Raw genomic sequence first — 13,248 nt, forward strand, 5'->3', positions numbered from 1 at the left:
ACCGGCAAAGCCGCCCTTCGGGGCGGCTTTTTTTTCACCTTCAGCACCCGCGCATGCGGCTCGAATAGTTACTGTTGTTTATATGCATTTCACGGTTGTGCAAAGTTGACACTTGAAGTTTCGATATGTTTCTATGTTTAAGTTCACTTTCTTTGACAAATCGCAAAGAGAATGAATTTTTCACCTTCAGGTGGAAGAGAGAAACAAGTTGGGACAAAAAGCATTACAGGTGATTCAAAACGCATAACCTTCCCGGCGCTGAATAGTGATTTATTCGTCCGGAAAACAAATAGGAAATCACATGTTACGAAAAACTGTTGTAGCACGCGCTTTGTCGATCGCATTTTCCACGGCCGCGCTGTCGGCCGCGGTGATGCAGCCGGCGGCCGCCCAGTCGAACGCCGCCGGTACCGTGTACGGTAAGGTTGCCCCCGGCTCCGCCACCTCGGTGGTGCTGCGCAACCTGGACACCAACCAGCAGCGTACCGTCCAGGTGGACGCGTCCGGTTCGTTTACCGCCTCGGCGCTGGCCATCGGCCGCTACCGCGCCACCCTGCAGGGCGGCAGCATGAACGGCCAGGCCTCGGAGGTCGAGGTCATCGCCGGCCAGGGCGTGGAAGCCGTCTTCGTCAGCGGCGGCGTGGCCAAGGTCGAGGTGACCGGCCGCCGCAGCCGCATCGACGTGTCCAGCGCCTCCAACGGCGCCACCTTCACCGCCAAGGAACTGGCCAAGCTGCCGGTCGCGCGCAACGTCGATGCGATCATCCAGCTGGCCCCGAACACCACCAAGAGCGACCCGACCTACATCGCCGGCGCCTCGATCGGCGGCGGCGGCCCGTCGGAGAACGCGTACTACATCAACGGTATGCCGGTCACCAACCCGCTGACCCAGCTGGGCGCGTCCGAGCTGCCGTTCGGCGCCATCGCCACCGCCGAGATCAAGACCGGCGGCTACGGCGCCGAGTTCGGCCGTTCGGTCGGCGGCGTGGTCAACATCACCGGCAAGAGCGGCACCAACAACTGGGAAGTGGGCGCGCTGGCCAGCACCGCGCCGAACCGCCTGCGCAGCAAGCAGAAGGACGCCTACTTCGCCGACACCAGCGCCAACAAGGGCCTGTCGCGCACCGACTACCACGTCAACGAAGTCACGACCGACCAGCTCGGCGCATATGTCGGCGGCCCGATCGTCAAGGACAAGCTGTTCATGTTCGCGGCGGTGGAAAACACCAAGTCCGACCAGCACAGCATCAACCGCAACATGAACGACTCGGCCACGCTGCTGGCCAACCAGGGCTACCGCGAGCGCATGGTCAAGACCCTGCGCTACTACACCAAGTTCGACTGGAACATCACCGACGAGCACCGCCTCGAGTTCACCCAGCTGGGCGACCTGCCGACCGTGGACACCAAGTACTACGCTTACGACTACAAGCTGCACGCCCCGGGTGGCGTCGAGAAGTCGACGATGCACGAGGAATCCCCCGGCACCGCGGCCGCGCCGAACGGCGCCGAAGTGCAGATCCTGCGCTATACCGGCAACCTGACCGACAACCTGACCGTGACCGCCCTGGGCGGGCGCAGCCATACCGAGCACATCACGGAGCCGGGCGGCTATGACCCGACCATGCCGGGCGCGCGCGCGGACGCCGAGTTCCAGGCGCCTGGCCTGAACTACGTCAGCCCGCAGAAATTCACCACCCTGGCTTCGTCGCCGTCGTATGACGACGTGGACTTTTTCCGTGCCGACCTCGAGTACAAGCTGGGCAGCCACACGCTGCGCGCAGGTATCGACAAGATCAAGGTGTCCTCGCTGCACGCCGGCGATGTCACCGCGGGCGGCTGGACCTGGACCTACGGCAAGGTGGGTGACCCGACCAAGTCCACCCCGGTGCCGGGCGGCAACATCCCCGCGTTCTCCGGCAACGGCCCGCTGGCGGCGCAGGGCTACTACGTGGCCAAGACCATCTCGTCCACTGCGTCGGACGCGTTCTCCAAGCAGAGTGCCCAGTACATCGAGGATAACTGGAAGGTGACCAAGGACCTCCTGGTGACGATCGGCGTGCGTAACGAGAGCTTCGAGAACCAGAACTCGGCCCACGTGTCGTACCTGGAGCAGAAGAACATCATCCAGCCGCGCGCCAGCGCCGTGTGGGACGTGAACGGCGACTCGTCGCTGAAGGTGTTCGGCAGCGCCGGCCGCTACACCGTGCAGATGCCGACCGTGGTCGCGCTGCGCGGCGCCAACGGCTCGCAGAACACCAGCCAGTACTACAGCTACACCGGCACCGACAAGAACGGCCAGCCGACTGGCCTGACGCAGCTGACGGTGCCGGTCTCGGCCAACGGCGAGTTCGGCCAGCCGAAGGATCCGAAGACGGTCGCCTCGCTCAACCTGAAGCCGTCGCGCCAGGACGAGCTGACCCTCGGCTTCGAACAGGCTTACTCGCCGTCGCTGAACTGGGGCGCCAAGGTGACCTACCGCACGCTCAAGTCGACCATCGACGACTTCTGCGACGGCCGTCCGTTCCGCCGCTATGCGCTGGCCCATGGCATCAAGATGGCAGGGGAGGCCGACTTCGACCCGGCCGACAACCCGATCTACCCGTACTTCCAGTGCGCGTCGTTCAACCCGGGTGAAGACCAGGACTTCATGATCGACTACATGAAGAACGGCCAGTACACCAAGGTGCACCTGACCGCCGCCGAACTGGGCTTCGAGAAACCGAAGCGCGTGTACAAGGCGCTGGACCTGTTCGTGGAGCACCCGTACCGCAACGGCTGGTACGGCAAGCTGAACTACACCCTGTCGCGCAGCACCGGCAACACCGAAGGCCAGACCCTGTCCGACCTGAACACCGGCCAGGGCGACGTGGCGGCGACCACGACCTGGGACTACTCGGGCATCATGCGTTACGCTAACGGCCTGCTGCCGAACGACCGCCTGCACCAGATCAAGGCGTTCGGCTTCTACGACATCAACCAGGAATGGACCGTGGGCGGCAACCTGTCGATCCAGTCGGGCCGTCCGCGCGGCTGCCTGGGCTGGGACCCGAACCCGGCCTCGGATCCGGATTGGCAGCAGGTGGGTCAGTCGCCGAACTACGGCGTCGAGCACTTCTGCTTCGGCAAGACCTGGGACCAGAACGTGCCGGCACCGCGCGGCACCATGGGCCGCCTGCCGTGGACCAAGAGCCTGGACCTGAACCTGGTGTACCGTCCGAAGGTCTTCGAGGGCCTGGCCCTGAAGCTGGATGTGTTCAACGTGTTCAACAGCCAGGACGTGGCCAAGTACAACGAGCAGTACAACAACGGCTCGGGTGGCGTCAGCGTGAACTACAACTCGGTGTCGTCGTACACGCCGGTGCGCTCGATGCGCCTGTCGGCAGAGTTCAACCACCGGTTCTGATGCATCACGGTTGAACCAGGAACGCCCCGGCTTGCCGGGGCGTTTTTTTTCATTGTTGGCTTGTTCAGGTCGTCCCCGCGCAGGCGGGGACCGATGGACACGCCGCGTCGTCGAGCAACCGCCGCGCGCTCCCAACCTCAGCATGGGTCCCCGCCTGCGCGGGGGGCTACTGTTGGACGCAATTACATGCCGCCCCACAGCGCGGCCAGCGCCGCCAGCGCCGCCAGCCCCGCGGTCTCGGTGCGCAGCACGCGCGGTCCCATCGACAGCATCAGCGCGCCGCCCGCCACGGCCAGGTCCTCTTCCTGCTCCGAAAACCCGCCCTCGGGACCGATGACGAGGCACACGTCCTGCGGCGCGGTGGATGCGGCCCACGCCGGCAGCGACTGCGTGGCGCGCGGCGACAGCAGGATGCGCGGCTGCGCCGCCGGCTGCGCGATCCATTGGCCATACTGCGCCAGCGGCGCCACTTGTGCCAGCCGGTTGCGCCCGCACTGTTCGCTGGCCGCGACCACCACCGCCTGCCAGTGCGCGATGCGCTTGTCGGCGCGCTCGCCGGCCAGCTTGACCACCGAGCGCTGCGCCGCCAGCGGCTGCACCGCGGCCACCCCCAGCTCGACCGCCTTCTCGACGATCCAGTCCATCTTCGCGCCCTCGGGCAGCCCCTGCGCCAGCGTCACCGCGAACGGCAGCTCGGCCTCGCGGGCATCGAATCCGGTCACGCTGGCCTGCGCGCGCTTCTTGTCGAGGAAGGCCAGGGCAGCGTGCCAGCAGCCACCCTGGCCGTTGAACAATTCGAGCGGGTCGCCCGGCGCCATGCGCAGTACCTGCAGGTGGCGCACCACCGTTTCCGGCAGGTCGACCGTGGTGCCAAGGGCGAGGGGCTGGGGGCAGTAAAAGCGGGGCATGCGGCTCCTGGATGACGATTCGACAAAAGCTGCATTTTAATTCGGCAGCACCCCGCTCTGGTAGAATAGTGGGTTAAGGCACCGCGCCGCCGCTTTCCAATCCAGACTTACGCATCCATGAAACCTACCCAAACCACCACCCTGATGGCCAATGCGATCCGCGCGCTGGCGATGGACGCTGTCCAGAAGGCCAACTCGGGCCACCCCGGCATGCCGATGGGCATGGCGGAGATCGCGGTTGCGTTGTGGGACGGTCACTACCGCCACAACCCGGCCAACCCGCACTGGGCCAACCGCGACCGCTTCCTGCTGTCCAATGGCCACGGTTCGATGCTGCACTACGCGCTGCTGCATCTGGCCGGCTACGACCTGTCGATGGACGAGATCCGCAACTTCCGCCAGCTGCACTCGAAGACCCCGGGTCACCCGGAAGTGGGCATCACCCCGGGCGCGGAAACGACCACCGGGCCGCTGGGGCAGGGCATCTCGAACTCGGTGGGCATGGCACTGGCCGAGTGGCTGCTGGCGTCGGAATTCAACCGACCGGGCTTTGACATCGTCGATCACCACACCTACGCCTTCCTGGGCGACGGCTGCCTGATGGAAGGCATCTCGCACGAAGTGGCGTCGCTGGCCGGCACCCTGGGCCTGAAAAAGCTGGTCTGGCTGTACGACGACAACGGCATCTCGATCGACGGCAAGGTGGAAGGCTGGTTCACCGACGACACCCCGAAGCGCTTCGAAGCGTATGGCTGGAACGTGATCCGCAACGTGGACGGCCATGATGTGGCCGCGCTGGACGCCGCCATCGCGCAAGCGAAGACCGCGGACAAGCCGACCCTGATCTGCTGCAAGACCATCATCGGCAAGGGCTCGCCCAACCTGCAGGGCGGCGACAAGGTGCACGGCGCGCCGCTGGGCGACAAGGAAATCGCGGCCGTGCGCGAGCACCTGATCTGGGACGCGATCCCGTTCGACATCCCGGCCCCGATCTATGAAGCCTGGGACGCGAAGGCGCGCGGCGCCAAGGTCGAGGCCGAGTGGAACGAGCTGTTCGCCGGCTACCGTGCCCAGTATCCGCAGCTGGCCGCCGAATTCGAGCGCCGCATGAAGGGTGAACTGCCGGGCAACTTCGAGCAGGTGCTTGCCGCCGCGGTCGCCTCGTGCATCGAGAAGAAAGAGAACATCGCCACCCGCAAGGCCAGCCAGAACGCGATCCAGGCCCTGGCACCGGCGCTGCCGGAATTTTTGGGCGGCTCGGCCGACCTGACCGGCTCGAACCTGACCAACTGGAAAGAATGCAAGGCCGTGCGTTCGGGCGTGCCGGGCAACCACATCAACTATGGCGTGCGCGAGTTCGGCATGGCCGGCATCATGAACGGCGTGGCCCTGCACGGCGGCTTCATCCCGTTCGGCGCGACCTTCCTGACCTTCTCGGACTACAGCCGCAACGCGCTGCGCATGGCGGCCCTGATGAAGATCCGCTCGATTTTCGTGTTCACCCACGACTCGATCGGCCTGGGCGAAGACGGCCCGACCCACCAGTCGATCGAGCATGTCTCGTCGCTGCGCCTGATCCCGAACCTGGACAACTGGCGCCCGGCCGACACGGTGGAGTCGGCAGTGGCATGGGGCGCGGCGGTCAAGCGCCACGACGGCCCGTCGACCCTGATCTTCTCGCGCCAGAACCTGCCGTTCCAGGAGCGCGACGCGCAGACCGTGGCCAACATCGCCAAGGGCGGCTACGTGCTGCGCGACGCGGCCGATGCCAAAGCCATCCTGATCGCCACCGGTTCCGAAGTGGAGCTGGCGACCAAGGCCGCCGACGCGCTGGCAGCGGAAGGCATTGCGGTGCGCGTGGTGTCGATGCCGTCCACCGACGTGTTCGAGCGCCAGGATGCGGCCTACAAGGCCAGCGTGTTGACCCGCGGCACGCCTCGTGTTGCCATCGAAGCAGGCGTCACTGATTTCTGGTACAAGTACGTTGGACTCGACGGCGCGGTCGTCGGGATCGACACCTTCGGCGAATCGGCGCCTGCGGGCGTGCTGTTCAAGTACTTCGGCTTCACGGTCGAGAACGTCGTGGCCAAGGTCAAGTCGGTCATCGGTTGAATTGGTAGGGCGGGCAGGGGTTCCTGCCCGCCTTACGGTCTGGAACAGGTTTTTTTAATCAGGAGCTAATAATGACGATCAAAGTCGCAATCAACGGTTATGGCCGTATTGGCCGCAACATCCTGCGCGCGTTCTATGAAGGCGGCAAGAAGCAAGACATCCAGATCGTGGCGATCAACGACCTGGGCAATGCCGAGCACAACGCCCACCTGACCCGTTACGACACCGCCCACGGCAAGTTCCCGGGCACCGTCGCTGTCGAAGGCGACAACATGATCGTCAACGGCGACAAGATCCGCGTGTTCGCGCAGCGCAACCCGGCCGAAATCCCGTGGGGCGAGCTGGGCGTGGACGTCGTGCTCGAGTGCACCGGCTTCTTCACCAGCAAAGAGAAAGCCTCGGCCCACCTGAAGGGCGGCGCCAAGAAGGTGATCATCTCGGCACCGGGCGGCAAGGACGTGGACGCGACCGTCGTGTACGGCGTGAACCACAACGTGCTCAAGAGCACCGACACCGTGATCTCGAACGCCTCGTGCACCACCAACTGCCTGGCCCCGCTGGTCAAGCCGCTGAACGACACCATCGGCCTGGAAACCGGCCTGATGACCACCGTGCACGCCTACACCAACGACCAGGTGCTGACCGACGTGATGCACGAAGACCTGCGCCGCGCCCGTTCGGCCACGATGTCGATGATCCCGACCAAGACCGGCGCCGCCGCCGCGGTCGGCCTGGTGCTGCCTGAGCTGAACGGCAAGCTGGACGGCTACGCGATCCGCGTTCCGACCATCAACGTGTCGATCGTGGACCTGTCGTTCATCGCCAAGCGCGACACCACCGTGGAAGAGATCAACAAGATCATGAAGGACGCTTCCGAAGGCGCACTGAAGGGCATCCTGACCTACAACACCGAGCCGCTGGTGTCGGTGGACTTCAACCACAACCCGGCCTCGTCGAACTTCGACGCGACCCTGACCAAGGTGTCGGGCCGCTTGGTGAAGGTGTCCTCGTGGTACGACAACGAGTGGGGCTTCTCGAACCGCATGCTCGACACCACCGTCGCGCTGATGAACGCGAAGTAATCTCGCACACGCGCGCTTGCGCGCGGTGAAGAAGAGGTGCCAATGGCGACATTGGCGCCTCTTTTTTTGCCCGTGTAGGGCCGGTCGTGGTCCTGGGGCGCAAGACGAACCGCGAGGCCGCCCAGCCAGGAATGGGTTCGGCCCGCCAGCGTGCGGTCCATCTTTCTCCCCCGCGGTGCGGCCAGCGGACACGGGACAGGCTTGACGTTCGACCAGCCCGGAGCCGCGCCATCACATAAGCGCCACGATGTGGTCAAAGGCCGTCGGGACCCCAACGACAATCGCGTCGTGCATCGTCGATTCATGGTCGAAGCCACCACCGTTGCCCGTCCACTGATGAATGAGCGTGGACACCGGGGCTTTCGGCAGCAGCCCATGCGGCGAGGGTGAGTCTTGGTGGTGCAACGTCAGGCTGTTGCCCGCACCAAGCTTGGCGTGCAGGTCAGCCTCGTGGTCATCGCGATTCCTTCCGCCCCCAGGGCCCGATCCGTCCTTGGCCGGTCCATTGTCGATCCCAGAACCGACCTGGCCGTCCTCATCCTCGCCGGTGCCGTCGTCGCCCGAACCAGAACCGGGGTTGGTGGGCTGGTGGTCCGGGTCGTCGTTGTCTCCCGTGCCGACTGAACCAGGATCTCCGGGCTGGTCGTTGCCTTGGGAGCCGCCACCACTCCCGCCGCCCCCACGCGGCAAATCCGTGCCGCTGGAACCGCCTCCGCCGCCGCCGCCGCTGGCCGGCGGATCGTTGTCATGTTCGTTCCCTGCGTAGCCGAAGCCAGGAGCCGGATCTCCTGCCTTGTAGCGGGGCCCGGTCTCTTCTTGTCCGACAGGGTTGGTTTGGCGCCAAACCTGATGCCCTGTGCCATCATCGCCCGTGTGCTCGGTCACATTGGAAACCGACAGCTCGCTTCCCTCATAGTTATTGCGCTGGATTTCGCCGCAGTCCTTCGCGACGGCATCGGCGTACATCACCGCTACGGCTTCGGCATCATTGCCGTACTGGCCGTTGGGGATGTGCTCGCGCACGGCCTGGTTGATGTCGATTGCATGTACGACTTCATGAAACAGCCCGTTGGCCGCTGACTGCACCCCTACCGCATTCCCTCGGATATCGGTGACGACAAGTGCGGAATCAGGATCCCAAACAATCACGTGCTGCTGTTCCCCATACCCGTCGCTTGGATTGATCTTCGGATCGCTGAATATGATTCGCACCTGGCTCTCGGCCGCTGCCGCCAAGATTGGTGCTGCAATTTCAGGGCTGTGCAGCTGCAAGTACTGGAGTGCCGCGTCGAGTTGCGCAATTTTTGCTGGTGTCGAGTTCAACAGCACAAAACTATCTGCGGTAATCGGCATTTTTCTTTCTCCACTAATTCGAGGAACGAAGCACAGCCTCGGCATTAGCCGATCTGTGCGGAAGCATCAAAGGAAAAGGTTACTTAGGCGTGGATGCGCAACCGTAGGTGACCCTCGTGGGCTTCAAGGGCTGCACCAGGTCTCGGATCTGCGCATACAGCGGAGCTTTAGCTACAACTGCGGCGCCATCCAGCGTGCCCCGTGCATCTCCGGTGGACAGAGGGGCGCCGCTCTCGTAAACGAAGGGCTGTTCGAGGATAAGTTTCACGTGCTTGCCTTCCGCCTTGAGATATACGGCCATGCCGGCGGAAAATGGCCGTTGGGGTGTTGGGTCGACCTGAAACTGTGCAGCAGCGAGCGTGTCGAGAAGAGAATCCGTCAGGGTGTCATCCTCCAGATCATAAGTACAGCCGTGGTTGGAAAGGTCGGCTTCGGTCATGCGCCGCGGGAACGACCAGCCTTCTGCGCGCACTACGACGGCTGCCTCACGAACTTGATGGCGCAGTTCGGCAAATGCGCGTCCAATCTCGGCCTGGTTGGTGGCCGGCGCCGGCTGGCCGGCAGCCGCGGCCAGACCGATGGCGCCGGCAAGTACGCCAAGCACGGCAACGCGCACGCGCGGCCGACGGTGGGTGACAATGCACATTTGTTTCCCCTAAGTTATTGTTTTTGCAACGATTGGGCCATTATGATCCAGCATCGTCGCGGCGGCATTGATGACCGTCAGTCGAGCCCTGCCATTCGCGGACGGCGGCGGCTAGCAGCCATAGCAGGGCGCTGCTCGGGGCTGGTACGCCCGCCCGTGTTGTGGCACCGGTCGGCCGCGAGGCTGCGCCTTGGGCGAGGCGTCGCTGGACGTGCTGCTGGCCAGCGCGAAACAGTCCGTCCTGCGGCCGACGTCAGCCAACCTCGGGCGGGGCATGACTCCTGCCTACGGCAGGGGCCAAAACCAGATATCGGCCGCCTTCATGTAGCAAGCCCCCGCGCACATCAGGCCACCTCTGGTGAATACGATGTCGCTCATTTCTACCCGCTCAGCCGTATGGCCGCCGGCGGTCGATGCGGAAGCGCTGCGTGGCTGGAAAATGTTCCAGTGGACGCCCGAGACCTCCATCCAGTCCTTGTTCTTGATGACGACGCCCAGGAACGATTTCCAGTTGACGAAGTGAACAGGGGCCGCGGCTGGAAGGGGGAGGGGACGGCAGGGGGGGGCAAGCGTTCTGAGTCACCAAAGAAAAATGCCCGCCGGGCAAAGCCGGGCGGGCATCGGTCAGCTGTTCACAAACGGGGCCGTGCGGCCCCGCCCGATCAGAACGACTGGTTGTAACGCACGTAGAAGAAGCGGCCCAGCGACTGGTCCGGATCAACCGACGAGCTCGACGCCTGAGCGCCGGCCTGGTACACGATGCGCGGCTGCTTGTCGAACACGTTGTTCATACCGAACATGACCTTGCCGTTCCACGAGGTCTTGTACGATACGTTCAGGTCGTGGTACATGACGGAACCGATCTTGTTCACGTCGGTGCCCCACGATGCCTTCATGCCCGGGTTGGAGCATTCGACATCGGTATCCCAGCACTGGTCCTTGGTCGGGCTGTAGTAACGCACGCCCCAGGTCGCGCCCCAGTTGCCCAGGGTCCAGTTCAGTTGGGTGTTCGACTTCACGCGGTTGTAGAAGTACTCGCCGGCATATTCCTGCCAGTCCGAGGTATCGGTGCTCTTGATCTTGAACGAGTTCACGTACGAAGTCTCGTTGTGGATCGTGAACTGGCCGTACTTCGAGCGCGGGAAGCGGTAGTCCAGCGACAGGTCCAGGCCTTCGGTTTCCATCTTGCCCAGGTTGGCGTTGCCGCGCGCCAGGGCGGTGATTTCACCGGTGATCGGATCACGCTTGATCGAGCCGCAGAACGAGCTCACACCAGCCACGTAGCACTGGTTGGCGACATAGGTTGCCGACACGCCGGTGATACGGTTGTTGATGTTGATGCGGTACCAGTCCAGCGAGCCCGAGAAGCCCGGCAGCCACGACGGGCTGTACACGAAGCCGACGGTGCGGGTGTAGGCGGTTTCCGGCTGCAGGCTGGCGTTACCGGCGCCGGCCTGGAACGGGTAGGCGCCCTGTGCGCCGCCCGGGTTGGTCAGCGCGGTGCCGGTCTGGGTCAGCTGGCGGAAGTTCGCCGGCACGCCAGCGGCGGCGCAACGGGCGGCCACGGCCGGATCCTTGGCTGCCGAGCCGTACTTGGTGTCGCACGGGTCGAGGTAGGTGTCGAACGACTGCTGGCCGCCGCCGAAGGTGTCACCCACGTACGGTGCGCGGAAGCCCTGGGCCCAGGTGCCGCGGGTCAGCAGGTCCTTGACCGGCTTGTACTCGAAGCTGATCTTGCTGTTGTTGGTCGAGCCGAAGTTCGAGTAGTCCGAGTGGCGGGTGGCCAGGTCGAACACCAGCTTCTCGGCCAGGAACTGCTTGGCCAGCACCGGGATACGCAGCTCGGCGTAGGCTTCCTTCACGTTGTACTTGCCGTAGGTCGGGTTGCCGGCCAGGTCGGTCGAGTAGCCCGATTGCTCGAACTGGCCCGGACGATCGTAGCCCGACACCGAACGGTGCTCGTAACCAGCGGCGAACGACAGCGCGCCGGCCGGCAGGGTGTACAGCTCGCCGCCGATGTTGGCGGTGGCGCTGTTGACCGTGCTGCCGTAGGTGGCCTGGCCGGTGGACATCACGTACTGCAGCGCAGCCGGGGTCGAGGCCGACGGGCCGCCCAGGATGTTGAACGGCACGCATTCGGTCAGCGAGACCGGCTTGGCCGCGGTGCCGCACTGGACCACGCCCGAAGCGTTCATGAACGACGGGCCGAGGGCCTTCTTCAGGTTGACCAGGTTCAGGTTGCCGGTCGACAGGGTCGAACCGTTCACGGCGCTGTGGTTGTAGTTCACATCCCAGTTCCACGGCAGGCCGCGCACCGCGAATTCGCCTTCGAAGCCGGCGTCGATGTGCAGCGTGCGGTTTTCGCTTTCGGTGTTACGCGGCACTTCGATGGTACGGCGCCAGAAGTACAGGTCCTGGCCCTTGCCGGCGCCAGCGACCTGGTTGCCGTACGGGTTGAAGTAGCTGTCCTTGTCGACGTACACCGGGAAGGTGCTCTGCGAGGTCGAGTTCAGCGGGTAGCCGGCCACGGTGGCTTCGGCGGTGCGCTGCGAGAACATCGCGGTGGTGGTGAAGCGCAGGTCGTCGCGCAGGTTGACCACGCCCTTGGTGAAGATGGTGTCCAGACGGTTCGGCATGTTGAACATCATCTGGCTGGTCGAGTTGAACTTGTCAGCCGCGGCGCCGGTGTACTTGTGGTAGCTGTTCGGGTCGCGCGAGTTCGAGCCGGTGCCCACGCCGTCGTAGGTGCCGGTGTGGTTCAGGACCTGGTTGATGACCGAGGTGTCGGCGCCGCCGGTGGCCGAGACGCCGGCGATGCGGCCCCACGGGCCGGTGCCCAGGGCGGCGGTGGCGTGTGCCGGGCCGTACGAGGTCGAGGTGATGTCGCGCGAGTTCGCCCACACCACGCCCTGCTCGGTGTGCGACAGGCCGAACATCAGCGAAGCCTTGTCGTTCGATGCGCCGTAGGTCAGCGAGAAGTCCTTGGCCTTGGCGTCGCCGTGCTTCTGGTTGGCGCCTTCGTAGACCGACAGCTGGCCGCCTTCCATCTTCTTCTTCAGGATGATGTTGACCACGCCGGCGATCGCGTCCGAGCCGTACACGGCCGAAGCGCCGTCCTTCAGCACTTCCATGCGCTCGACCATCGACGACGGGATGGTCGACAGGTCGGTGTAGCCGTCCACGGTCTGGGTCCAGCGCTTGCCGTCCACCAGCACCAGCAGGCGGTTCGAGCCCAGGTTGCGCAGGTTGATGTACTGGCCGCCGTTTTCACGGTTCGATACCAGCGAGCCACCCTTCGAGAAGTCCGGGGCGCCGGCCGACGACAGGTTGTTCAGGATGTCGCCGACGGTGACCAGGCCCGACTTCTGGATCTGTTCCTGGGTCATCACCTGGACCGGCTGCGAGGTCTCGAGGTCCACCGCGCGGATGCGCGAACCGGTCACTTCGACGCGCTGCATCGACTGCGGCTGCGCTTCTTGCGCGTATGCCGCTTGCATGCCGAGGGCCATGCCGCCCAGGCAGATCACGCGGATCGACCGGGACAAGATTTTTTCCATCATTTTGCAAACTCCTAGGTAAAAACGGCGGCAGCCTATGTCAAGCCGCCGCATCGGGTCGCTTTTGGCGAGTTGTTTTCGAAGAAATTACTGAATTAGCGTTCAGCAATTTTTTCAAACCAACAATGGAATCACTCGGGGTGGCATGCTGTCAACGGAACTTGCGTGAAAATGCGCAACTGTT

The 13,248-nt window shown here is 64.2% G+C and carries 8 protein-coding genes; 3 read left to right on the forward strand and 5 right to left on the reverse strand.

Annotated features, from left to right (window positions below):
• The first annotated feature begins 301 nt into the window (after positions 1 to 301).
• Positions 302 to 3,406 carry a TonB-dependent receptor gene (locus tag NX773_RS08805; RefSeq protein ID WP_258855975.1) on the forward strand — a complete coding sequence of 1,035 codons (3,105 nt, stop codon included), beginning with the start codon at positions 302 to 304 and terminating at the stop codon, positions 3,404 to 3,406.
• Positions 3,407 to 3,588: 182 nt separating this feature from the next.
• Here the strand turns inward: NX773_RS08805 and NX773_RS08810 are convergent, their stop codons facing one another.
• The gene (locus NX773_RS08810; RefSeq protein ID WP_258855976.1) at positions 3,589 to 4,314 is read right to left on the reverse strand and encodes a 16S rRNA (uracil(1498)-N(3))-methyltransferase; all 726 of its coding nucleotides are present in this window, start codon (positions 4,312 to 4,314) and stop codon (positions 3,589 to 3,591) included.
• 117 nt (positions 4,315 to 4,431) lie between these two features.
• Between NX773_RS08810 and tkt the strand changes: the two genes are divergently transcribed.
• Complete coding sequence (gene tkt, locus NX773_RS08815; RefSeq protein ID WP_258855977.1) at positions 4,432 to 6,426, forward strand: transketolase; 1,995 nt, start codon at positions 4,432 to 4,434, stop codon at positions 6,424 to 6,426.
• A gap of 71 nt (positions 6,427 to 6,497) precedes the next feature.
• The gene (gene gap, locus NX773_RS08820; protein WP_258824065.1) at positions 6,498 to 7,508 is read left to right on the forward strand and encodes a type I glyceraldehyde-3-phosphate dehydrogenase; all 1,011 of its coding nucleotides are present in this window, start codon (positions 6,498 to 6,500) and stop codon (positions 7,506 to 7,508) included.
• A 231-nt stretch (positions 7,509 to 7,739) separates the two neighbouring features.
• Here the strand turns inward: gap and NX773_RS08825 are convergent, their stop codons facing one another.
• From NX773_RS08825 to NX773_RS08840, 4 genes are all read right to left on the reverse strand, one after another.
• Positions 7,740 to 8,861, reverse strand: a complete 1,122-nt coding sequence (locus NX773_RS08825) for a hypothetical protein (RefSeq protein WP_258855978.1) — start codon at positions 8,859 to 8,861, stop codon at positions 7,740 to 7,742.
• Between the two features lie 79 nt (positions 8,862 to 8,940).
• Positions 8,941 to 9,507 carry a hypothetical protein gene (locus NX773_RS08830; protein WP_258855979.1) on the reverse strand — a complete coding sequence of 189 codons (567 nt, stop codon included), beginning with the start codon at positions 9,505 to 9,507 and terminating at the stop codon, positions 8,941 to 8,943.
• A gap of 285 nt (positions 9,508 to 9,792) precedes the next feature.
• On the reverse strand, positions 9,793 to 10,005 hold the full coding sequence (locus NX773_RS08835) for a type VI secretion system tube protein Hcp (RefSeq protein WP_307728538.1): 213 nt from the start codon (positions 10,003 to 10,005) through the stop codon (positions 9,793 to 9,795).
• A gap of 164 nt (positions 10,006 to 10,169) precedes the next feature.
• On the reverse strand, positions 10,170 to 13,067 hold the full coding sequence (locus tag NX773_RS08840; protein WP_258855980.1) for a TonB-dependent receptor plug domain-containing protein: 2,898 nt from the start codon (positions 13,065 to 13,067) through the stop codon (positions 10,170 to 10,172).
• Positions 13,068 to 13,248: the final 181 nt, after the last annotated feature.

It is taken from the genome of Massilia solisilvae (genome assembly GCF_024753215.1).
In the GTDB taxonomy this organism is placed as follows: domain Bacteria; phylum Pseudomonadota; class Gammaproteobacteria; order Burkholderiales; family Burkholderiaceae_D; genus Telluria; species Telluria solisilvae.

Excerpts from the sequence above, each read along its gene's own strand:
- NX773_RS08805 (WP_258855975.1), top strand. The coding sequence starts at position 302 with ATGTTACGAAAAACTGTTGTAGCACGCGCTTTGTCGATCGCATTTTCC.
- NX773_RS08810 (WP_258855976.1), bottom strand. The coding sequence starts at position 4,314 with ATGCCCCGCTTTTACTGCCCCCAGCCCCTCGCCCTTGGCACCACGGTC.
- tkt (WP_258855977.1), top strand. The coding sequence starts at position 4,432 with ATGAAACCTACCCAAACCACCACCCTGATGGCCAATGCGATCCGCGCG.
- gap (WP_258824065.1), top strand. The coding sequence starts at position 6,498 with ATGACGATCAAAGTCGCAATCAACGGTTATGGCCGTATTGGCCGCAAC.
- NX773_RS08825 (WP_258855978.1), bottom strand. The coding sequence starts at position 8,861 with ATGCCGATTACCGCAGATAGTTTTGTGCTGTTGAACTCGACACCAGCA.
- NX773_RS08830 (WP_258855979.1), bottom strand. The coding sequence starts at position 9,507 with ATGTGCATTGTCACCCACCGTCGGCCGCGCGTGCGCGTTGCCGTGCTT.
- NX773_RS08840 (WP_258855980.1), bottom strand. The coding sequence starts at position 13,067 with ATGATGGAAAAAATCTTGTCCCGGTCGATCCGCGTGATCTGCCTGGGC.